A 22,137-nucleotide genomic window follows, 5' to 3' on the forward strand; every position below is an offset into this window, starting at 1 on the left:
CGCCCCCCGAACTCACCCCAATGGACGGGCGCTCGGAGTGAATCGGGGGCGTGAAGGGGCGCATTCACCCGTTCTGGCCTATCGGGCCGCCTCCGCCCGCCTACCTTCTCAACCATGGGTAGCGGGGACCGTACGACGCTGGTGAGGATCTGCGACCAGGCCGGCCGGCCCCGGGGCACCGGATTCCTGGCCGACGACCGGGGCACCGTCGTGACCAGCCACCAGGTCCTCGACGCCCTTCCCGCCGACGGGCATCTCCTCCTGCGGGGCGCCGACGGTGCCACCCGCCCGGTGGACCCCGACGAGATCCTTCCGCTGCCCTCCCTCGGGCTCGCCCTGCTGCGCACCGGGGACCCTGCCGTGCTCGGCCTGGAACCCCTGCCCGTCGCGGCCCCCGAACGCGCGGAGCCGGGGGCGTACGTCCACATCGCAGCGCACGGCATCCGCCAGGCCCGCGTACTCGGCACCACCCCGGCGACCTACACCACCCGCGACGGCCGGGAGCACCCGGTGGCCGCCGCGCTGGAACTCGCCGTCGGCACGGACGGCCGCGACGCGCTGCGGTCCGGCGGCGCCGCGGTCGGCGGACCCGTCACCGACCCCCGTACCGGAGCCGTCCTCGGCGTGCTCTCCCCGGCCCTGCGCGCGGGGCACGAGGCGGCGGGGCTCGCCGTGCTGCTGCATCCCGGCGACGACGGACCGCTCGACGAGCTTCTGGCGCGGAACGCCCGCACCGTTCCGGGCCACGGCCCCGACCTCAACCTGGCCGGAGCTCTCCAGCTCACCGCCGGCTCCGTCGCCACCGCCCGCGCCGCCGAGCGGGACGCGCCTCCCCGGCCCGTCGAGCGCGAGGACGTCACCGCGGAGTTCGACGCCTTCGGGCAGGGCACGGCGACCGTCCTCGGCCTCGTCGGCGCCCCCGGCACCGGCCGCACCACCGAACTCGCCGCCCTCGCCGCCCGCCGCGCCGAGGCGGAGCTCCGCGCGCCCACCCTGTGGCTGCGCGGCGCCGATCTGCTGGCCGGCGACCTCTCGGTGGCCGACGCCGTCGCCCGGGCCCTTGACCGGTCCGCCCGCGTCGTGGGCGCGACCGGCGGTCCGGCGGCCCCCGAGGAGACGGCCGGAGCCACCCCCGAACGGATCGCCGCCCTCGCCGCCTCCGCGGGGCGCCCGCTGCTCGTCCTGCTGGACGGACCCGAGGAGATGCCGCCCGCCCTCGCCCGGAGGCTCGCCGGATGGACCTCCGCCACCGCCGGCTGGCTCCGCGCGCACGAGGTCCGCATGGTGGTCGCCTGCCGCCCCGAGCACTGGGAGACGGCGGGGGCGCTCCACCCGGCGGGCGTCCTGCACCACCCCGCACGCCCCGCCCCGGGCCTGCCGCCCTGTCTGCTGCTGACCGACCTCGACGAGGACCGGGCCGCCCTGGCCAGGGAGCGGTACGGCCTCGCGGACGGAGCCCTCGCCGCGGGCCACGACCGCCACCCGCTGACCCTGAGGCTCCTCGCCGAGCTCCGCGCCGTGCTGCCGCCCGACGTGCCGGGCAGCCCGGACACCGAGGACGTCTTCGCCGCCCACCTCGACCTGACCTGCGCCCGGATCGCCGTACGGATCGCCGCGCCCGCCGATCCGCCCATGGGCGCGACCGCCGTACGCAGGCTCGCCGCACGGGTGGCCGGCCAGGTCCACGAGGCCGCCCGCCGCTGCCTGGGGCCCGGCGAGGGGGAGCTGGACCGGGCCGCCTTCGAGGAACTCTTCCCCCGGCGCACCGGCTGGGCCCCCGCCGTCCTGGCCGAAGGCCTCCTCGTGCCGGCCGGCGAGGGCTACCGCTTCGCCCACGAGGAGGTCGGCGACTGGGTGCAGGGCGCCCACCTCGACCTGGACGCGGCCCTCGGCTTCCTGGTGCACCGCTGGCACACCGGCGGCGGGGCCGGCTCCGGGACGGCAGGGGACCCGGCCGCCCCGGAGCCGGCCCCGCACCACCTGTCCGTACCCCGCCACCGCATCGGCCCGGTGGTCCAGGCGCTGCTGCTGGCCGGTCGGCGCCACGGCGACGCGGCGCTCGCGCACCGGACGGCCGACCTGATCGAGGCGCTGGACCGCCTCGGCGCCCGTGCCCGGGACGGCGGACCCACCCGTCCGGGCCACGAGGACGCCGCGTGGTGGGCCGCGCGGCTGCTGCGCGAGACGCTGCTGGGGGTCGCCGACGCCCGCCCGTACGCGGGGGTGCTGCGGGTGCTCGCCGGGCGGATCACCCGGAACGCCGCCTCGGACGGGGCCGCTCGGGGCGGGGCGTACGCCGCGTTCGACCCCTGGTTCTGGCGGCGGCTGCGACTGCCCGTGGAGGACCGGACCGATCTGCTGCGCATGCTGATGCCCGCCGACGGGGCTCCGGGGCGCGATGGCCGGGAAAGCTTCCTCGACGCGGTGGACGGCCTGTTCGCCGCCGAACCGGCGGTGGTGCGGCGGCTGCTCTGCGGCTGGTTCATCGACGAGCGCCCGCTCCGCGACGGCACCACCGACGCGACGCCGGACGACCCGGAGCGCCCGCGGCCCACGGTCGCCACCTCCGCCCAGACGCTGCTGTACGCGCGCCGCGACCTCGCCCCGGACGACCTCGCCGAGGCGCTGGTGGACACCCCCCACCCGTGCGCCGCCGAACTCCTCCTCGCCCTCGCCGAGGACGAGCCCGCCGTCCTGAGCCGCGCGGTCGCCCGCTGGGCGCGGGACGACGAACGGCCCGAGCGGCGCACCGCCGCCGCCCGCTACGCCGGCGTCGCCCTCGGCCGCACCGAGTCGCCCGAGGACCGCGCGCTGCTGCGCGCCGCGGCCCTCGCCCTGCTGGGCCGGCCCGAGGACGCCCCGCTGCACGGTCCGGCGCTCGCGCTGCTCGTCCGCGACCCGCAGACGCGGGACCGCTGGCTGCCCCAGGCACTGGACGCATACGCCCAGGGCGCACCCGGCCTGCCGACCGCCCTGGTGGCCGAGGCGCTGCCGTCCTCCCCGCAGCCCGTGCTGGCCGCCCTCCGCGACCGGCTGTCCCGGCCGGGGGAGGAGGCCGGCAAGGCGCTCGCCGAACTGGCCGCCCTGGACCTCCCGGCGCTCGCGCTGCACACCGCCGGACTCGTCCGCACCTACCTCCAGCACTCCGGCGACGACGAGGGCTCCGCCGGCGCACGGGTCGCCGCCCTGGTGGACGGGCGGCTGGAGCAGGGCGCGGCCGCCCGCGCGCTGCTGCTCCCGCTGGTCGCCTCGCTGCTCAGGGACCCGCCCGCACCCGCCCCGGTCCGCGCGGCGCTGGTGCGGACGCTCGTCTCCGGAGGAAGCCCGGCGTCCCGGCCCGCGCGGGCGGAGCTGCTGGAGACGCTGATGGAGTACGAACAGACCACCGGCCGCGACCCGGACGTGCTGCACGCGCTGCTCCGGGCGGCCGCGGCCGGCTCCTCGCGGCGCCCGGAGGCCCGTACCCGCGCCCTGGTCCACCGGACCGGGACGCTCCTCGTCCGCTCGGCCCAGGGTGCGGACCGGTTCGACCGGGAACTGGTCGAGCTCGCCTCCCGGGTGCCGGGATTCGCCCCCATGGTCTGCCGGTGGCTGGAGACCGCTCCCGAGGAATGGGCGGCCGTGGTGGGCCCCGCGGCCCGGGCGGCCCTGGAACGCCTGACGGTCTCCCGGCGCACCATGAAGGTGCCGATGCAGGCGGCCGGGCACGAGCATGGCAGTCTTAGGCCTGCGTAATCCACATACTCGGTGTGGATGCAGGGCGCGGATGCGGGCGAGGAGCGGTCACGGTGCAGTGCTGGCGCGGCTTGGAGGACATCCCCGAGGACTGGGGGCGCAGCGTCGTCACCATCGGGTCCTACGACGGGGTGCACCGAGGGCACCAGCTGATCATCGGCCGGGCGGTGGAACGCGCGCGTGAGCTGGGTGTGCCGTCGGTCGTGGTGACCTTCGACCCGCACCCCAGCGAGGTCGTCCGCCCGGGCAGCCACCCGCCGTTGCTCGCGCCGCACCTGCGCCGCGCGGAGCTGATGGCGGAGCTGGGCGTCGACGCGCTGCTCATCCTGCCGTTCACCGTGGAGTTCTCGAAGCTGGCACCGGCCGACTTCATCGTGAAGGTGCTGGTCGACCGGCTGCACGCGCGGACCGTCATCGAGGGTCCGAACTTCCGCTTCGGCCACAAGGCGGCCGGCAACGTCGAGCTCCTCGCGGAGCTGGGCACCACCTACGACTACACCGTCGAGGTCGTCGACCTGTTCGTCAGCGGAGGGGCGGGCGGCGGACTGCCGTTCTCCTCCACGCTCACCCGCCGGCTGATCGCCGAGGGCGACGTCTCCGGCGCCGCCGAGATCCTGGGCCGCCCGCACCGGGTCGAGGGCATCGTGGTGCGCGGCGCGCAGCGCGGTCGCGACCTGGGCTTCCCCACCGCCAACGTCGAGACGGTTCCGCACAGCGCGATCCCCGCCGACGGCGTCTACGCGGGCTGGCTCAATGTGGCCGGGGAGTGCATGCCCGCCGCGATCTCGGTCGGCACCAACCCGCAGTTCGACGGCGTCGAGCGGACCGTGGAGGCGTACGCCATCGGCCGGATCGGCCTGGACCTGTACGGCATGCACGCGGCGGTGGACTTCCTCGCCTACGTGCGCGGGATGCTGAAGTTCGACTCCATCGACGACCTGCTGGTGGCGATGGCCGCCGACGTCGAGCGGTGCACCGAGCTGATCGAGGCGTACGAGGCCGAGCGCGGCGCCTGACCGCGCCCGGCCCCTCTACGGCCGTCAGGCCGTGGCCGCCTCTTCTCCGGCGGTCGCGTGCGCCCAGTGGCAGGCGACCTGCCCGGCGCCCGAACCGTCGAGGACCGGCAGGTCCTTCGTACGGCAGGCGTCCGCCACCCCGGCCCGCTCGGCCTCGCCCGAGGCGAACACCTGGCAGCGGACGTGGAAGCGGCATCCTCCCGGCACGTTCGAGGGGTCCGGCGCCTCGCCGGAGAGGACCACCGGTTCGCCCGGCGCCTCCGGCAGCACCGACAGCAGCGCCTTGGTGTACGGATGCCGGGGGGCCGTCAGGATCTGCTCGACCGCCCCGGTCTCCACGATCCGTCCCAGATACATCACCGCCACCCGGTCCGCGATGTTCCACGCGAGCCCGAGATCGTGGGTCACGATCAGTGCGGAAAGGCCGAGTTCGTCCCTCAGCCGCAGCAGCAGCGCCAGGATCTCCCCGCGCACCGAGGCGTCCAGCGAGGCCACCGGCTCGTCGGCGACCAGTAGTTCGGGCTCCAGCACCAACGCCCCGGCGATCACGACGCGTTGGCGCTGGCCGCCCGAGAGCTCGTGCGGGTACCGCAGGAAGAACCGCTCCGGCGGCCGGAGTCCGGCCCGGGAGAGCGCCCCGGCGACCGCCGCCGCCTCGTCGCCCCGGTGGCCGTGGATGCGCAGCCCCTCCGCCACCGCCTCGTACACGGTGTGACGGGGGTTGAGGGAACCGCTGGGGTCCTGGAGCACCAACTGGGCGCGCTTGCGGTAGGCCTTCATGGCCCGTGCGGAGGGGTCCAGCGGCCGGCCCTCGAAGGTGATCCGGCCCGAGGTCGGCGCCACCAGGCCCAGCAGCGAACGGGCGAGCGTCGTCTTGCCGCACCCCGACTCGCCGACCAGGGCCACGATCTCGCCGGGCCGGATGTCGAGCGCCACCCCGTCCACGGCCCGCGCGGGCGCGGCACCCCGGCGGCCGGGGAAGGTGACCTCCAGCGCCTCGGCGCTCAGCAGGGGCGCGGTCGTCGCGGGCACGGGTGCCGCGGGGGTGGTCGTCATGGGGTGCTCCTCGCTTCCTCTGCTCCGGGTTCGCTCGTGCCCGGTGCCGTACCGGTGTCCTCGGGCTCTACCGCTGCCGCGGGTACGGCCGGCTCTTCGGCGGGCGCGGGGTCCGCGGCGGGTGTCGTCGCCGGGCCCACCAGGACGCAGGCCGCACGCCGGTGAGGCCCGGCGTCCCGCAGCCACTGGTCCTCCTCGGCGCAGGAGTCCAGCGCCGCCGAGCACCGTGGGTGGAAGGCGCAGCCGGAGGGCAGCGCCGCCGGGTCCGGCGGGTCGCCGGGCAGTCCGCGCGGGGCGTGCCGGGAGGCGGGGTCGCCGATGCGCGGGAAGGCGGCGGAGAGCGCCGCCCCGTACGGGTGGCGGGCGTGCCGGTACACCTCCTGGGCCGGGCCCTCCTCCACGACCCGGCCCGCGTACATCACGGCGAGCCGGTCGCAGGTGTCGGAGAGGACCGCCAGGTCGTGGCTGATCATGACGAGCCCGAGGTCCTGGTCGGCGACGAGCTGTTCGATCAGCCGGAGGATCTGGGCCTGGATCATCACGTCGAGCGCGGTGGTCGGTTCGTCCGCGACGATCAGCCGGGGGGCGCAGGCGAGCGCCATGGCGATCATGACCCGCTGCCGCTGTCCGCCGGAGAGCTCGTGCGGATAGGCGGCGGCCCGCGCCGCCGGCAGCCCCACCTGCTCCAGCAGTTCACCGGCGCGGACGCGGGCGGCGGCCGGGGTGGTCCGGTGGTGCAGCAGGATCGGTTCGGCGATCTGGTCGCCGACCCGGTGCACCGCGTTGAGGGAGTGCATCGCTCCCTGGAAGACGATGGACGCCCCGGCCCAGCGGACCGCCCGCAGCCGGCCCCACTTCATCGTCAGGACGTCCTCGCCGTCCAGCAGGATCTCGCCGCTCAGAGTGGCCGAGGCGGGCAGCAGCCGCAGCAGCGCGAGTGCCAGCGTCGACTTCCCGCAGCCGGACTCCCCGGCGATGCCGAGCTTCTGCCCGGCGTCGACCCGCAGGTCCACCCCGCGCACGGCGGGGACGGCCGTCGGCCCGGAGCCGTAGGTGACACGGAGGTCGCGCACCTCCAGCAGGGGCCGGCCGGTCTCGGTGGCTGTCATGCCGGTCCGTTCCTCGGGGGTGCTCAACGCTCCACCCCCAGCTTGGGGTTGAGCACGGACTCGATGGTCCGGCCGCACAGGGTGAAGGCGAGGGCGACGACCGCGATGGCGAGTCCGGGCGGGGCGAGGTACCACCAGTTGCCCGAGCTGACGGCCCCCGCCTCACGAGCGTCCTGGAGCAGTCCGCCCCAGGAGACGATCGTCGGATCACCGAGGCCGAGGAAGGCGAGTGTCGCCTCGGTGAGGATCGCGGTCGAGATCGCGAGGGTGGCCTGGGCGAGGACCATCGGCATCACGTTGGGCAGGACGTGGCGGCTCATGATGTGGCCGTGTCCGCCGCCGAGTGCCCGGGAGCGCTCGATGTACGGGCGGGACTCCACCGACAGGGTCTGGGCGCGCACCAGCCGGGCCGTGGTCGGCCAGGTCGTCACGCCGATGGCCAGTACCGTCGTCCACAGCGACCGCGAGAGCACGGTGGACAGGGCGATGGCGAGCACCAGGGTCGGCATCACCAGGAACCAGTCGGTGACCCGCATGGCCACCGTCCCGTACCAGCCCTTGAAGTGGCCGGCGGTGATGCCGACCAGGGTGCCGATGGCCACCGAGAGGAAGGCCGCGAGCAGGCCCACGGTGAGGGAGACCCGGGCGCCCCAGAGCATCAGCGCCAGCAGACTCCGGCCGAACTGGTCCGTACCGAGCGGGAATTCGGCGCTCGGCGACTCCATCGGGCCGCCCGGGGCCTCCGTCACGCTCTTCGATTCCTCCCCCACCAGCAGCGGGGCCGCCAGCGCCAGTACGGCGATGACCACCAGCACGGCGAGCCCCACCACCCCGGCCCGGTGCGTCCGGTACTGCGCCCAGAAGCGGGCCGCGGCCCGCCGTCTGCGGGTCCACGCCAGTGCGCGCGGGCTGCCGCCCGGGCCGAGTGCGTCCGTCGAGGTCGTCATCGGCCCACCCGGGGATCGAAGAGCGGATAGAGCACGTCGGCGAGCGTGTTCATCAGGATCACCGCGGCGGCGAACACGAAGAACAGCGCCTGCACCAACGGCAGGTCGGGCACGCTCAGGGCCTGGTAGAAGAGGCCGCCCAGGCCCGGCCAGGAGAACACGGTCTCCACCAGAATGGCGCCGGCGACCGTGTTGCCGAGGTTGACGAAGAGGAGAGTCACCGTGGGCAGCATCGCGTTCGGCACCGCGTGCTTGCGGCGGACCTGGTCGTCCCGGAGCCCCTTGGCGCGGGCCGTCGTCAGGTAGTCGCCGCCCATCTCGTCCAGCAGCGAGGACCGCATCACCAGCAGGGTGCGGGCGTACTCCACCGCCACCAGGGTGAGGACGGGCAGCACCAAGTGGTGGGCGACGTCGAGCACATGGCCGAAGCCGGAGGAGTCGCCGGACTCCATGCCGCCGGTCGGGAAGAGCCCGGGGATCGGGCCGATGCCGACCGAGAGCGTGATGATCAGCAGCAGTCCGAGCCAGAACGACGGTACGGAGTAGAGGGTCAGCGCGAACGCGGTGTGGAAGCGGTCCCCGAAGGAGCCGTTGCGCCACGCGGAACGGGAGCCCAGCCAGATGCCGATCACGGTGTAGATGACGAACGCGGTGCCGGTGAGCAGCAGCGTCGCGGGCAGCGCCTCGGAGATCTTGTCGACCACCGGGGTGTGGAACTGGTACGAGGTGCCGAAGTCGCCGGTCAGGGCTTTGCCGCAGTACTGGGTGAACTGCTGCCAGAGGGGCAGATCGAGTCCGAACTCCCGCCGCATCGCGGCGATCTGCTCGGTGGTCACCTGGCGCCCGCCGGTCATCTGCTTGACCGGGTCGCCGGGGATCAGCCGGAAGAGGAAGAAGCTGGTGACGAGGACGGCGAAAAGCGAGACGGCCGCGCCGCCCAGCTTGCCCGCCGCGTAGCGGAGGTAGGCGGTGGTGGAGCGGGCGTGGGGAGCGCGGACCGCCGGCCCGGCCTGGGCCGGACCGGCGGTTCCCGCACCCTCCACGCCCGCCGGGCCGAAGCCCGGCAGGGGAGTGCTGTCAGTGCTCATCGGTTATTCCCGGTCCTCCGCGGTGGAACGGCGGCGCCGGGCGAACAGCAGCCCGCCGCCGGCCAGCACGACGACGGCGATGCCGACGCCGACGAGTACTCCGGTGGAGCTGCCCGAGTCCGAGGATCCGCTCGCCGAGGCGGCGGGGACCGCCGACCACCAGCTCCAGTAGCCGTCCTGGCCGTAGATGTTGCCCGCGTCCGAAGGCATGGTGGTGATGGAGGCGATCTGGTCGGTGCGGTAGGCCTCCACGGCGTTCGGGTACGCCATGACGTTCATGTACCCGGTGTCGTACAGCCGCGACTGCATGTCCTTGACGAGCGTCGCGCGGGCCGCGGGGTCGTACTCGGCCAGCTGCTTCGCGTAGAGGTCGTCGAACTGGGGGTCGCAGATGAAGTTGTCCGTGGCGGCCGATTCCTTGGCCTTGGCGGGCAGGGCACCGCAGGTGTGGATGGAGAGGACGAAGTCCGGGTCGGGGTTGACCGACCAGCCGTCGAAGGCGAGGTCGTACTCACCGGCGTACCAGGGGTCCGAGACGTTGTCGAGGCAGTCGACCTTCAGCCCGACGCCCAGGTCGCCCCACCACTCCTGGAGGTACTTGCCGACCGCCTTGTCGTTCGGGTCGGTGGCGTGGCAGAGGATGCGCAGGTCCAGCGGCTTGCCGTCCTTGCCCACCCGCTTGCCGTCGCCGTTCTTCTTGTACCCGGCCTCGTCGAGCAGGGTGGCGGCGCGGGCGGGGTCGTAGCTCAGCTGCTGCCCGGCCGCGGGCTGCCACTGGTAGGCGGAGAAGCGCGGCGGGATGTACCCGGCGCCCTCGACCGCGTGGCCCTGGAAGACCTTGTCGATGATGGTCTTGCGGTCGACGGCCAGGAAGAGCGCCTGGCGGACCTTCTGGTCGAGCAGCGCCGGGTTGCCGTCGCCGAACTTCTGGCCGTCCTTGGTGCGCGCGCCGGGGTTGGTGGCCAGCGCGTAGAAGCGGCGGCCGGGGCCCTCGTTCACCTTGATGTTCGGGGCGTTCTTGAGCGAGGCCGCCTGGGCGGGCGTCAGGCTCGGGCTGCCGGCGACGAAGGAGACCTCGCCCTTGCGCAGTGCGGCGACGGCGGCGTCCTGGTCCTTGTAGTACCGGAAGACGATCTCGTCGAACTTGGGCGAGCCGCGCCAGAAGTCCTTGTTGGCCTTGAGCTTGACGTAGCTGTCGACCTTGTAGTCGGTGAGGATGAACGGCCCGTCACCGACGATGGGGAACTTCGTGTCGTTGTTGAACTTCGAGAAGTCGGTGACGTCCTTCCAGACGTGCTCCGGGACGATCGGCACGTCGAGCGCGGCCATCGTGGCCTGCGGCTTCTTCAGGGTGACGACGAGCTTGTCCGGGCTGGGAGCCGTCACCTTGTCGAAGTTGGTGACGAAGGAGCCGTTGGCAGTGGCCGCGCCCTCGTCCTTCATCATCGTGTTGAAGGTCCACGCGGCGTCGTTCGCGGTGACCTTCTCGCCGTCCGACCACTTCGCGTCGGACCGTATGGTGTACGTCCACGTCAGCTTGTCCGGGGACGGTTCCCACGAGGTGGCGAGACCCGGGACGGCGTGACTGTCCTTCGGGTCATAGTTCGTCAGGTAGTCGTACATGAGTCGCAGGACGCTGGTGGACAGCAGCCGTTGGGCCAGGAACGGGCTCAGTGAGTCCACGCTCTGGGCGACCGCGACCGTGAGGGTCGTCTTCCCGCCGTCGGCCTGGGCGGGGGAGGCGGCGAGCGGAGCGGGGACGCCCGGTACGAGCGATCCGGCGGCGAGCGCCAGCGCGGCGGCACCCGAGGCGGTGAGGAGGCGCAGACGATGGCCTGGCCGGGTGGAGCGAACGGGACTTCTTGTGACCATGGGACGTCGACCTCGCGTCATGACTCGCTTGTGGGGCGGCGGGTAGAGCAGTGGTTCGCCAACTGGTGAAGCGAAGGTTTATCAGCGGCGGCCAACTGGAGTCAACGGTCGTCCAAACGGCGTGTGGGCTGCGGGAATACGCAAAGGGCCCGCACCGTCACAACGGTGCGGGCCCTCATTGGTCTAAACCACTTCGGCCTACTGGTGGGGCGGCGCGGGCGGCGGCTGCTGCCACCCCGGCGCGGGCCACGGGCCGTCGGGACCGGGCGGACCCGGCCGCTCGGGCTGTCCTGCCTGGCCAGCCTGCCCGTCCTGGCCGAGCTGCGCGCCGTACGGCTGTGCGGGCGGCGGCGGCCCCTGCTGCCAGCCGTTGCCGGGCTGCGGGGGGTAGGACTGCGGCGGGTACGGCTGCTGGGGCGGCTGCTGTCCCCCGTACGGCTGCTGCCCGCCGTACGGCGACTGCGGCGGCTGCTGTCCCCCGTACGGCTGCTGCGGATACGGCTGTTGGGGGTGCGCCTGCGGCGGGTACTGCTGGTGCCCGGGCATCGGCGGCGCGTACTGTGGCGGCGGGTTCTGGCCGTCCGAGGTCCACAGCCCCTGCTGCTGCTGGGCGCGGGCGAAGTCCTCCGCGACCAGGGCGGAGAGGTGGAAGTACGCCTCGCGGGTCTTCGGCCGCATCATGTCGAGGTCCACCTCCGCGCCCGCCGCCAGGTGCTCGTCGAACGGGACGACCACGACCCCCCGGCAACGCGTCTGGAAGTGCTGGACGATGTCGTCCACCTTGATCATCTTGCCGGTCTCGCGGACGCCCGAGATGACCGTCAGGGAGCGCTGCACCAGGTCGGCGTAGCCGTGCGCGGAGAGCCAGTCCAGGGTGGTGGACGCGCTGGAGGCGCCGTCCACCGAGGGCGTCGAGATGATGATCAGCTGGTCGGCCAGGTCGAGCACCCCGCGCATCGCGCTGTACAGCAGACCGGTGCCCGAGTCGGTGAGGATGATCGGGTACTGCTTGCCCAGCACCTCGATCGCCCGGCGGTAGTCCTCGTCGTTGAAGGTCGTGGAGACCGCCGGGTCCACGTCGTTGGCGATGATCTCCAGCCCGGAGGGCGCCTGCGAGGTGAAGCGGCGGATGTCCATGTACGAGTTGAGGTACGGGATCGCCTGGACCAGGTCGCGGATGGTCGCCCCGGTCTCCCGGCGCACCCGCCGGCCGAGCGTCCCGGCGTCCGGGTTGGCGTCGATGGCGAGGATCTTGTCCTGCCGCTCGGTGGCCAGCGTCGAACCCAGCGCGGTGGTCGTCGTGGTCTTGCCGACACCGCCCTTGAGGCTGATCACGGCGATGCGGTAGCAGGAGAGCACCGGCGTCCGGATCAGCTCCAGCTTGCGCAGCCGTTCGGCCTCCTCCTTCTTGCCGCCCAGCTTGAAGCGGTTGGCGGGGGAGGGGTTCCGGCTGCTCTTCGCCTTCTGCTTCCCCCGCACCAGCCGGTCCGAGGAGAGCTCCACGGCGGCGGTGTACCCGAGCGGGGCGCCCGGCACCGAGCGCTCGCGCTGGTCGTGGGTGACCGGGGTGGGCCAGGCGGCGCCGGCCCGGGGATCGACCGGCTGCTGCGCGGGACCCTGCTGAGGGGGCTGCTGCTGCGGGGGCTGACCCTGCTGGGGCACCTGGGGCACCTGGGGCACCTGGCCCTGGTGGGGCGCTTGGCCCTGCTGGGGCACGTAACCCTGGGGCGCGTACGGCGACGGCTGCGCGGGGCCCTGCGGATAGCCGTACCCGGGCTGCGCGGCGGGCGCCTGCGGCGGGAGAGGGGCCGGCGGCTGGGCCTGCGGCGGCACGGGCGGCTGGGCCAGGGGCGGCTGGGGGAAGCCGTAGCCGGCCTGCTGCGGTACCTGCGGGGGCAGTTGACCGCCCTGGGGCGGATACGGCTGCCGGCCCTGCTGCTGCCCCTGAGGGAAGCCGTAACCACCCTGCCCGTACGGCCCGTTGGGCGCGGGCGCCTGCGGCGGCTGGAGGGCCGGCGGCTGGGGTGCCTGCGGGAAGCCGTAGCCCCCGGCGGGACCCTGGGGGGAGGCGGGCCACTGGGGCGCGGGTTCCGGGGCGCTGGGCTGGGGCCCGGCCGGGTGGAAGGCGGGAGGCAGCGGGGGCAGCGCGTTCGGCGCCTGGGCGGCCGGGAGCGCGGGCGACCAGGGTGCCGGGGCGGCCGGGCCCACCGGGTGCGGCGGCTCCGGCGCGCGGGGATCACCGGCGGCCGGGGCGGGGGCGTTCCACGGGGTGGCCGACTCGTCCGCCGAGGCGGAAGCGGCCGCGGTGGCGGGGGCGGCCGGGGCGTCCTCGGGTTCGGGGGCGGCCGTGGTGTCCGGAGCGGCCGTGGTGCCCGGAGCGTCCGGAGCGTCCGCGGTCACCGAGGCTTCCGAGGCATCCGCATGGCTTCCGTCGGCGGGGCTTCCGTCCGTGGCGGTGGGGCCGTCGGAGTCCGCACGGGCGGCGTCCGCCGGAGCCTCGTCCGGACGGGGCGCGTCGGCCGCGGAGGCCTCGGTGGTCCTGGAGGCATCGGTGGTCCCGGAGACATCGACGGACCCGGTGGTGTAGCCGTCCGGTCCCGTGGCGGAGGCGTTCTCAGGGGCAGGGGCAGGGGCAGGGGCAGGCGGGAGTACCGGCGGGAGCGCGGGCGGTGCGGCGGCGGGAACCTCGCCCGCGCCCGTACCGGCGGCGGCCGCCGCGGCCTCGGCGTCGCGTGCGGCGAACTCCCGCTTCAGGGCCGCCGCCGAGAAGCGCATGGTGGCACCGCTCTCCACGTCACCGCCCCCGAAGGGCTGGGAGGCGGACCCGCCGCCGGCCGTGGAATCCGAGGACGACGCCGAGACCGCAGGCGCCTGCGGACCGGTTGCGAACGGCGCTGCGGGCGTGGGCTGTTCGGGGATCACCGGCGGCCCGGACTGTACGGGCGGCGGGGGAGGCGAGGGGGCCCAGGCACGCTCGAACCCGCCCTGGGACGGCAGCCCCGGCACGGAGAGCGGAGCCCCGTGCGGAGGCGGCGGCGTGGGAGGGGCGGCGGATCCGCCCGACGTGTCGCCCACGGCGTTCTGCGTGTACCAGGCGGGCGGGGTGTAGTCGATGGTGAACTCACCCGTCAGCTCGGCGGGATCGGCGTCGGACGACTCGTCGCCGGGCGTGTTCCATCCCTCGCGCATCTCGTCCCGATCGCTGTTCACTGTGCCTCCTGGTGTGGTCGAGCACCCTTGTGCCGTGGTGGGCAGGGACGACCGTCTCCCCGTTGTCCGATACGCCCGGCTCTCCCTCCGGGCCGCGCGCCGCCCGCCCGAAGGTACCGCGACACGCCCACACCCCACCCTAATCGCCATCGGGCCCCCGACGTCAGGCCGTACCCGGGGCAGTGGAAGGTCCGATCCGTCACATCCGCCCGCACCGGGCCGAGCCGGCCCCCGCGCGCAGGACGGCGGCGGGCGCGACGGTCCCTCCGACGTGTGGAAACACGCGAAAGGGCGGTGGTCCGGCCGGACCACCGCCCCGTACGGTCCCCGACCGCTACTTCAGGTCGAACTCCCCGTCACGGGCGCCGAGTACGAAGGCCCGCCACTCCGCCTCGGTGTAGCGCAGCACCGTGTCCGGGTCCAGCGAGGAACGCATCGCGACCGCACCCTCCGGCAGGTGCGCGATCTCGACCCGCTCCTCCTCGTTCTCGGTGCCGGGGGCGCTCAGCCACACGGCGTCCGTGATGTCGAGCGCGTAGAGCTCGTCCTTCTCCTGCTGGGTGCCCATGTCGGCGCCCCTTTCGATCGAACGGTGACGTTGCGGTTCCATCGTCCACGGAACGGACGCGCCCCGGAGCGGAACTTGACGGATTCCGGCGTTCCGGCCCCGGGACCGGTCCGGCTAGTCCATCCTGCGGGCGGTGCCCAGCAGCCCGGTCTCCGCGTCCGTCGCGCTCGTCATCACCCAGTGGTGCTCGCGGCCCGACACCCAGAGGGTCACCCCGTCCGCCAGCGTCGGCAGCGCCTCGCTCTCGACGCGCGAGAGGCCGAGGATGCGGCCGATCTGATCCGCCTCCTGGGGAGAGACCCGCTGCACCCCCACCAGTGACGAGGACCGCATCAACCGCGGTGCCACCGGGCTCAGATAGGGCAGCAGCGTCAGCACCGACTGCCACGGCGACGAGACGACCCGCCCCCGGGGAGGCCGCATCCCGCAGTCCCGTACGACGACCACCGGACTGCCCACCGTCGCACCCGTCGGGGGCACCCGGCCCACCTCGTGCAGCGAGACGCACTCCAGCCCGGCGCCGGCCGCCTGCGCCAGCGCGGTCCACGCCTGCGTGCGGCCCGTCTCCACCGCGACCCGCGCACCCGTGCCCGCCGCCCGCAGCGCCAGCACCTGAGCGGTCCACAGCCCGCCGATGAGCAGCACGTCGTACGGGGCCGGGCGGTGGAACCCGATGATCTGCGGGCGGTTCTCCGCGTCGTTGCCGATCACCACGCCGTCGTCGCCGACCGGCAGCGACAGGGCGCCCAGATGGTCCGCCGCGATCGTGTGGCCCGCGTGACGCGGTCCCCGCAGCCCGTGCCGCGACATGATCCGGCTCACTGCGCGCCTCCCAGCGGAAGAGTGGCGAGTACCCCGGGCAACTGCTCGCGGTCCAGCCGTACGAGACCGACCTTGGCCACCCGGGCCGCCTGCACCAGTGTCCTGCGCACGCTCACCAGCTCCGTGTCGGAACCGCCGGTGATCCGCACGTGCCCGGCCACCGACACCGCACCCTGGTGAGCCCCGCGCCGCACGGTCAGGCTGAACGTCGTGGCGTACGCCGGTACGGAGGTCAGCAGGGCCACCAGCTTGGGCAGCGGCGTCGCGCCGCGGCCCAGCTCGGGCCAGCGGTCGACGGCGTACGTCGTGTGCCACCGGTCGTCGCACCGCCACACCCGCGAGGTCTCCTTCGTCCTGCGCTGCGCCCCGGCGTCCTGGCGCACGGCGCGGGCCGACTGGATCGGGTTCGCGCAGGCGGAGGTCGCCACGGCCGCGTTCAGCTCCTCCTGGTCGAGCACCGTCGCCTTGAACCCCGCCCCGGTGATCCGGCTCGCCACGTGGTCCGCCATCCGCACCAGACAGCGCTGGGCACCGGCGACCCCGCCGCCCCGCGCCTCCACCGCCTCACGGCAGAGCTCCGGGTCGAGCTTCACCGCGACCCACGTCATCCGCAGGGCCGGAGCCCCGGTCTGCTCCTGCAGGGGGGTGTACGAGAGACGGGCCACCGACCGCGCCGGAAGGTGCGGCGCCGGGGCGCAGCGGACCTGCTGCACCAACTGGGCCGACTCCAGCACGATGTCGTCCACCTCGAGGGCATCGCCGAGCAGCGTCAGCGGAAGCGCCCGCGCGCCGAACGCCGGGCGGAGCGCCTCGCCGCTCGCCTCGACCCGCACCACGGCGGTGAGGAAGGTGCCGTCACCGAGCATCCCGACCGTGCGGCGCTCCCGATCGATGTAGACGAAGGGGGCGAAACCGGGCACGTTCTCCGCGATCGGCGCCAACGACGCCTCAGCGTCCGGCTCGTGACGGAAGGGCATCCGCTGCCGGGAGCGCATCGCGAGCGCCGTCGACATCCAGTCCTGCAGAGCGGTACCGCGCCGCCGGATGACCGCGATCACGACCAGGACGCCGGCGACCACCATGGCGGGGGCCATCCACATCCCGCCGAGCGCGGCTCCCACCACCGCCGCTCCCAGCGCCACCTCGACCAGCACCAACTGCCGCAGCAGCGGGCTGACCCTGCTGGTCCGCGCGGCCGACCGCAGGACCGCGGCGGCGGGTGCGGCGGACGGGGAAGGGGCGGCGGGGCCGGTCCCGGGCCGCCGGCCGCGGCGTTGCCGTCGGGAAGTGCCGGACGCATCCGCGGTCCCCCGACCCGTACGCTCGCGCGTCGCAGTGCCCATCGCCGTGTTGCCCCCTCGTGTCCCTATTTAGCTTTTCCCCGCGGGTGTTGACCGGGCGATCACCCTACCTGAGGCGTGTCCGCGCACCGTCAACAGGCATAGTAGGGGCGCCGGTGCGACAACTGAATCCGCAAACGGATGTGGTTATCTGGTCGCCCGTCGGGGAGAAGGGGCAGCGGATCATGGCATCAAGGCGGGACGAACTCAACGCCTACACCTTTGCGAAGCGGAGGTTGATCGCACAGTTCGTGCAACCCCACCCGAGCGGCTCCGAGGAGGGGGCGCCGAAGCCCCTGCGCGCGGTGGTCCCCGGGACCGTCGCCGGCATCGTGATCCTCGCGGTCTTCGGCGCCTGGGGCATGTTCAAGCCGGTCGCACCCACCGGCTGGGACACCCCCAACGAGAACGTCATCATCGCCAGCAAGTCGACGACGCGTTACGTCGTCCTCAAGACCAACGGCAAGACGCAGCTCCACCCGGTCCTCAACATGTCCTCCGCGAAACTGCTGCTCGACCCGGACAAGGGCAAGGTCATCAACGTCGCCGAGTCCGAACTCGACAGCGGCAGGATTCCGCACGGAGCGACCCTCGGCATCCCGTACGCCCCCGACCGGCTGCCCGACAGCGGTGACGCCGGAGCCGCCAAGCGCTGGGCCGTCTGCGAGCGCCCCGGCGAGGGCGGCCGGGCGATCCAGAAGGCCGCGTTCGTCTTCGCCCAGCGGGAGGAGAAGAAGACCGAGGGCGCCGGGCGGCTCACCTCGGGAGAGCTGATGTACGTCGAAGGCCAGGAGGACGGGGTCCGCCACGTGGTGGATGCCCAGGGGCGCGCGTACACCGTCGACAAGAGCGACGAGCTCCTCCTGCGCACCCTCGTCGGTGAGCGCCGCACCCCGCAACGGGTCTCCTCCGCCTGGCTGGCGACCCTGCACACCGGCGACCCCATCACCTTTCCGAAAGTCCCCGGCACGGCCGGAGCGGACGCCGGAGTGGGCGGCGGACTGGACCCCGCGCTCGACAAGGTCGGCATGGTCCTCGAAGCGACCTCGGGCACCACGACCCAGAAGTACGTGGTCCTCCAGGGCCGGGTGGCGCCGGTCTCCGAGTTCACCGCCAAGCTGCTCCTCAGCAGCCGCGACCTCATCGGCCTCGGCCAGGCGGGCACCGCGAAGGCGGTCAGCGCCGCCGCCATCGCACCGGGCCAGTCCTTCGGCGACGACAAGAAATGGCCGAAGGACGCCCCTCGCGCCGTCAACTCCGCGAGCACCACGAGCGGCAGCCGCAACACCGTGTGCAGCGTGCTGCGCGAGGTGAACGGCGACACCGGAGCCACCACCCTCTCCACCTGGGCGGGCACCGGCTTCCCCGCCACCCTGCCCACCGGCTCCAGCAGCGCGTACGTCACCCCCGGCTCGGGGCAGCTCTTCCGCCAGTTCAAGGGCTCGGACACCTCCACCGGGTACCTCTTCCTGGTCACCGACACCGGGCTCCGGTACGCGATGCAGTCCAACGGCGACAGCGCCGGGGGCGACTCGGGGATCGGGGAATCCGGCTCCGCCAAGGAGAAGGCCGAGCGACTGGCCGAGGCGCAGCAGGCGCAGACCCGTCTCGGGTACGGGAAGGTCACCCCGGCCCCGGTCCCGGCGGCCTGGTCCGAGTTCCTGCCGACCGGCCCCCGACTGTCGACCGCGGCTGCCCGCCAGCCGCAGGGCTCCTGAGAAGGGCGGTGGACAGCCCATGATCTCCCCGAACTCCACACCATCTTCACGTGCGCTGAAGCGGCGTCTGCTCACGGTCGCGGCGGCGACCGCGGTCACCCTGGTCTCCGTACCGGTCGTCCCCGCGGCGGCCGACGACTCCACCCAGTGCACCTTCCCCTCGAAGCCCTACGCCGGCCGCCCCTGGTCGCTCCAGCGCGTACTGCTCGACGAACTCTGGAGCCGCTCCACCGGGAAGGGCGTCCGGGTCGCGGTGATCGACACCGGGGTCGACACGGCGAACCCGCAGCTGAAGAAGGCTGTCGACGCCTCGGCCGGCGCCAACCTGATGGCCAAGGGCCTCAAGGACGAGAACGGCGAACCACTCCCGCGCGGCAAGGAGAACGGCACGACGGACACCGTCGGCCACGGCACCAGGGTCGCCGGCATCATCGCCGCCCGCGAAGAGAAGGACACGGGCTTCGTGGGGCTCGCCCCCGACGCCACGATCATCCCGATCCAGCAGAACGACGCCCAGGGCCACGGCACGGCGAAGACCCTCGCCGACGCCATCCTGTACGCCGTCGACACCGCGAACGCCGACGTCATCAACATCTCGCAGGACACCGCCAACGCGGTGGAGCCCGAAGCGGCACTCCAGCAGGCCGTCGACCACGCGCTCGCCAAGGAGGTCGTCGTGGTCGCCTCGGCCGGCAACGACGGACTCGACGCGACCGACAAGAGGACCTACCCCGCCTCGTACCCGGGGGTTCTGGCGGTCGCCTCCTCGGACCGCAACAACGAACGCGCGAGCTTCTCCCAGACCGGTGACTGGGTGGGAGTCGCCGCCCCCGGCGTCGACATGATCTCCACCGTGCCCGCCGGAGGGCACTGCTCCGACAACGGCACCAGCTTCTCCGCCCCCTACGTGGCGGGCGTCGCGGCCCTGATCAAGTCCATCCACCCGAAGTGGGAGCAGGAGGAGATCGTCGCCCAGATCGAGCAGACCGCCGAGCGGTCCGTCGCGGGACACGACCGCCTGGTCGGCTGGGGAGTCGTCGACCCGGTACGCGCCCTCACCGAGGACGACCAGCCGGTCAAGGAGCCGACCGCCCGCGAAGGCATGAGCGACGCCGAGGCACCCACACCGGCCGAACTCACCCTGGGGGAGACGGCCGAGGAACGGGACGCCCGCCTCGCCACGTACGTCGTGGTGGGTGCCCTGGTGCTGGTCGCCGCGATAGCGGGAGTCGCCGTGGCGCTGCGCGACGCGCGTCGGCGGCGGCTCTCCGGGGTACGAGGCGCATGAGCCCGCACTCCCTCCACGGCCATCTCCGTTCGCAGGGCGACCGGTTGACGAGATGAGCGGGATCGGCCCCGTTCCGCGAAGTGTCCATCTGTAAGTCACATGGCTGACAACACAGTTGGACCCTCCGAGGGCTGTGGATAGAGTATGGGGTGCGTGAGCGCTGTGAGGTCTCCCGGTGCGATCGCAACGCAGGACGGTTTGTGCAAATGAGAACAACGGGGGAAAGGCAGTCACCGTGCTCGCAGACGACGGAGGAAGCTCCAGCGGCGGAACGGCCGACCTTGAACATGGCGTCGGTGCGCTGGAGCGGTTCAAGAAGAGGGTGGACGCGCTCCTGGCCGACCTCGAGAGCTCGGCGGCAGGCCGCACCAGGATCGGGGCCCACGAGCTCTCGCGCACCTCGTTCAGCGGCGGGAACGCGGGCTTCCACGAGGCGGACGCCCTCTACTCCCAGTACACCCGTGTCCACGAGTCGCTCACCTCGCTCTCCAAGACCCTCGGCGACCAGATCGAATACCTCAGCCTCGGCGTCCATGCCGCGGCCGTCGGCATGGACAACACCGAGGACGAGGTGCGGCGCCGGTTCTACCTGATCAAGGGGCGCCTCGACAAGGAGCACCAGCACAAGGCGAACAACCAGGACACCACGGTCGACTCAGGGTGGGCAGCCGAATGACCGACACTCAGCCGGAGCTGACCCCGGCCGAACAGCAGGACTACGACCAGGGCAGGGTCAAGTCCCAGATCGTCGTCACGGACGTCACCGAACGGGTCCGCAAGGTGGCCGGCTCCTTCTTCGGAGGCTCGGGCCGTCCTGCGGGCCGTACCTCGTTCGAGGGGCACGACCTCAACGCGATGATCGACCTGGTCGAGAACTCCGACCCGGCCGACCTGGAGGCCGCCGGACAGGCGCTCTACAAGGCGCGGGACGCGATCAGGGAGGCGGCGAAGGAACTCGGCGACCACATCGCCGTCGTGGACTGGAAGGGCGAGGCCAACATCGCCTTCCGTGACTGGGGAGCGGGCCTGGTCGCCCACGCGACCCGGCTCAGCGAGTTCGCGGACTCCGCCGCCACCCAGATCACCGTCGCCGGTACCGGCCTGGCCTCGGTCAAGAGTTCCCTGCCCCCGCGCGACACCCGGGCGATCCGCAAGGCTCCCAAGGACATCCCCAGCCCGGAGCGCATCGACAGCAACCCGGAGTACGCGGCTGCCGTCAAGGTCGAGGGACACCGGCAGGAGGCCATCAACCAGGCCAACCGGCTGGCGTCCTACTACTCCGTCACCTCGGAGGTGCTGGCCACCCAGGAGGCGCCCCGGTTCGACATGCAGTTGTCGGTGGACATGCCGCGCCCGAGGGGCAAACTCAAGGATCCGGATGCATCCTCCGGCTCCTCCGGACAGTCGGGCAGCGGTCTTCCCGGACATACCTCCAGTACCGGCACGGTGAGGTCGGTGACCGGTGAGGTGACCAGCACACAACCGCACCACACCGCCGACGAACTGGTCACCACCAAGCCTGTCCTGGACAGTGACACACGCACCGAGATCGACAGCGTCACCCCGCCTTCGACACTCCCGCCCACGACGCAGAGCCCGTCGTCCGCGCCGCCCACCGCCACGGGCGGGTCCCCGGGGCCCGGCAGCACGGTGTTCCCGTCGACCGGTCCGCTCGGCGGCGGCGGGGTGCGGGGCGGCAGCGTGAAGCCGGCGTCCGGCACCGCGGGCACCGCGAAGGGCTCCGCCCGGACCGGCCTTCCGGGCGGAAGCAACTCGGCGACCCAGCGGACGGCAACCGGTAACTCGGGCCGCTCGACCGGTGGTTCCCAGAATTTCGGGCGTTCTGGCGGCACGTCGTCGGCCTCCGGCAGGTCCGGCGTGAGCGGCGGCCGTCCGGTGGCGGGCCAGAGCGGTTCGAGCACGGGCTCCACACCCCGGGCCGGACGCGGCGGCATCACGGGCGGAACACCCCAGCAGAAGCCCTCCGCCTCCGGAGCCTCGGGTGCGCGCACGGGTGGACGCGGCACGGTGATCGGTGGGCAGAGCAACGGTCAGGGAGGTGCGTCCGCGAGGAGCGCCGGCCAGCGCGGAGTCATCGGCAACGGCTCCTCCGCGGGCCGGCCGACGGGTCGCGGAACCGCGGGTTCGAACGGTGTCGTCGGCACTCCGCGCGGCCGTTCGGGAGGCAAGGGGTTCACCTCGGGCGGGGCGGGCCTGGTGCGCCCCGGAGGCCGGCGGGAGCGCGAGGAAGAGGAAGAGAACAACGCGTCGACGCGGCCCGACTACCTGACGGAAGACGAAGAGACCTGGACGGCAGGTCGGCCCCAGGCCGCACCGCCGGTGATCGACTAGGCACGTGGAAGGTTCG

At 73.3% G+C, this 22,137-nt stretch carries 15 protein-coding genes; 6 read left to right on the forward strand and 9 right to left on the reverse strand.

What is annotated here, in order from left to right; genetic code table 11:
* The first annotated feature begins 114 nt into the window (after positions 1-114).
* Both OHA55_RS24570 and OHA55_RS24575 read left to right on the forward strand, forming a co-directional pair.
* The gene (locus OHA55_RS24570) at positions 115-3,735 is read left to right on the forward strand and encodes a serine protease (protein WP_266709811.1); all 3,621 of its coding nucleotides are present in this window, start codon (positions 115-117) and stop codon (positions 3,733-3,735) included.
* A 53-nt stretch (positions 3,736-3,788) separates the two neighbouring features.
* Complete coding sequence (locus tag OHA55_RS24575; protein ID WP_266709813.1) at positions 3,789-4,751, forward strand: bifunctional riboflavin kinase/FAD synthetase; 963 nt, start codon at positions 3,789-3,791, stop codon at positions 4,749-4,751.
* 24 nt (positions 4,752-4,775) lie between these two features.
* On the opposite strand, the gene OHA55_RS24580 is transcribed toward OHA55_RS24575, so the two are convergent.
* The 9 genes from OHA55_RS24580 to eccE all read right to left on the reverse strand — a co-directional run bounded on the left by OHA55_RS24580 (position 4,776) and on the right by eccE (position 16,766).
* On the reverse strand, positions 4,776-5,807 hold the full coding sequence (locus OHA55_RS24580; protein ID WP_266709815.1) for an ABC transporter ATP-binding protein: 1,032 nt from the start codon (positions 5,805-5,807) through the stop codon (positions 4,776-4,778).
* On the reverse strand, positions 5,804-6,916 hold the full coding sequence (locus OHA55_RS24585; RefSeq protein WP_266709817.1) for an ABC transporter ATP-binding protein: 1,113 nt from the start codon (positions 6,914-6,916) through the stop codon (positions 5,804-5,806). The genes OHA55_RS24580 and OHA55_RS24585 overlap by 4 nt, the downstream gene beginning before the upstream one ends.
* Before the next feature lie 23 nt (positions 6,917-6,939).
* A complete protein-coding gene (locus OHA55_RS24590) occupies positions 6,940-7,863 on the reverse strand; it encodes an ABC transporter permease (protein ID WP_266709819.1) in 924 nt (307 codons plus the stop codon).
* A complete protein-coding gene (locus tag OHA55_RS24595) occupies positions 7,860-8,951 on the reverse strand; it encodes an ABC transporter permease (protein WP_266709821.1) in 1,092 nt (363 codons plus the stop codon). Before OHA55_RS24595 ends, OHA55_RS24590 begins: the two co-directional genes overlap by 4 nt.
* Positions 8,952-8,954: 3 nt before the next feature.
* A complete protein-coding gene (locus OHA55_RS24600; protein ID WP_266709823.1) occupies positions 8,955-10,823 on the reverse strand; it encodes an ABC transporter substrate-binding protein in 1,869 nt (622 codons plus the stop codon).
* 198 nt (positions 10,824-11,021) lie between these two features.
* Positions 11,022-14,033: an SCO5717 family growth-regulating ATPase gene (locus OHA55_RS24605; RefSeq protein WP_266709825.1), complete on the reverse strand. Its 3,012-nt coding sequence runs from the start codon at positions 14,031-14,033 to the stop codon at positions 11,022-11,024.
* A 334-nt stretch (positions 14,034-14,367) separates the two neighbouring features.
* Positions 14,368-14,601: a DUF397 domain-containing protein gene (locus tag OHA55_RS24610; protein ID WP_266709827.1), complete on the reverse strand. Its 234-nt coding sequence runs from the start codon at positions 14,599-14,601 to the stop codon at positions 14,368-14,370.
* Positions 14,602-14,715: 114 nt separating this feature from the next.
* Complete coding sequence (locus OHA55_RS24615) at positions 14,716-15,411, reverse strand: hypothetical protein (RefSeq protein WP_266711117.1); 696 nt, start codon at positions 15,409-15,411, stop codon at positions 14,716-14,718.
* Between the two features lie 8 nt (positions 15,412-15,419).
* A complete protein-coding gene (gene eccE, locus OHA55_RS24620; RefSeq protein ID WP_266709829.1) occupies positions 15,420-16,766 on the reverse strand; it encodes a type VII secretion protein EccE in 1,347 nt (448 codons plus the stop codon).
* Between the two features lie 182 nt (positions 16,767-16,948).
* Between eccE and eccB the strand changes: the two genes are divergently transcribed.
* From eccB to OHA55_RS24640, 4 genes are all read left to right on the forward strand, one after another.
* Entirely contained in the window at positions 16,949-18,481 is a 1,533-nt protein-coding gene (eccB, locus tag OHA55_RS24625; protein WP_266709830.1) for a type VII secretion protein EccB, read from the forward strand.
* A 19-nt stretch (positions 18,482-18,500) separates the two neighbouring features.
* Positions 18,501-19,769: a type VII secretion-associated serine protease mycosin gene (mycP, locus tag OHA55_RS24630; RefSeq protein ID WP_266709831.1), complete on the forward strand. Its 1,269-nt coding sequence runs from the start codon at positions 18,501-18,503 to the stop codon at positions 19,767-19,769.
* A 322-nt stretch (positions 19,770-20,091) separates the two neighbouring features.
* Positions 20,092-20,445 (forward strand): hypothetical protein, encoded by a 354-nt coding sequence (locus tag OHA55_RS24635; RefSeq protein WP_323180489.1) that lies wholly within the window; start codon positions 20,092-20,094, stop codon positions 20,443-20,445.
* Positions 20,442-22,121, forward strand: a complete 1,680-nt coding sequence (locus OHA55_RS24640) for a WXG100 family type VII secretion target (protein WP_266709833.1) — start codon at positions 20,442-20,444, stop codon at positions 22,119-22,121. The genes OHA55_RS24635 and OHA55_RS24640 overlap by 4 nt, the downstream gene beginning before the upstream one ends.
* Positions 22,122-22,137: the final 16 nt, after the last annotated feature.

The sequence above is a fragment of the Streptomyces sp. NBC_00102 genome (assembly GCF_026343115.1).
Taxonomy (GTDB): domain Bacteria; phylum Actinomycetota; class Actinomycetes; order Streptomycetales; family Streptomycetaceae; genus Streptomyces.

Coding starts and splice junctions, on each gene's coding strand:
- OHA55_RS24570 (WP_266709811.1), top strand. CDS start 115: ATGGGTAGCGGGGACCGTACGACGCTGGTGAGGATCTGCGACCAGGCC.
- OHA55_RS24580 (WP_266709815.1), bottom strand. CDS start 5,807: ATGACGACCACCCCCGCGGCACCCGTGCCCGCGACGACCGCGCCCCTG.
- OHA55_RS24585 (WP_266709817.1), bottom strand. CDS start 6,916: ATGACAGCCACCGAGACCGGCCGGCCCCTGCTGGAGGTGCGCGACCTC.
- OHA55_RS24590 (WP_266709819.1), bottom strand. CDS start 7,863: ATGACGACCTCGACGGACGCACTCGGCCCGGGCGGCAGCCCGCGCGCA.
- OHA55_RS24595 (WP_266709821.1), bottom strand. CDS start 8,951: ATGAGCACTGACAGCACTCCCCTGCCGGGCTTCGGCCCGGCGGGCGTG.
- OHA55_RS24600 (WP_266709823.1), bottom strand. CDS start 10,823: ATGGTCACAAGAAGTCCCGTTCGCTCCACCCGGCCAGGCCATCGTCTG.
- OHA55_RS24610 (WP_266709827.1), bottom strand. CDS start 14,601: ATGGGCACCCAGCAGGAGAAGGACGAGCTCTACGCGCTCGACATCACG.
- OHA55_RS24615 (WP_266711117.1), bottom strand. CDS start 15,411: ATGTCGCGGCACGGGCTGCGGGGACCGCGTCACGCGGGCCACACGATC.
- eccE (WP_266709829.1), bottom strand. CDS start 16,766: ATGGGCACTGCGACGCGCGAGCGTACGGGTCGGGGGACCGCGGATGCG.
- eccB (WP_266709830.1), top strand. CDS start 16,949: ATGGCATCAAGGCGGGACGAACTCAACGCCTACACCTTTGCGAAGCGG.
- mycP (WP_266709831.1), top strand. CDS start 18,501: ATGATCTCCCCGAACTCCACACCATCTTCACGTGCGCTGAAGCGGCGT.
- OHA55_RS24640 (WP_266709833.1), top strand. CDS start 20,442: ATGACCGACACTCAGCCGGAGCTGACCCCGGCCGAACAGCAGGACTAC.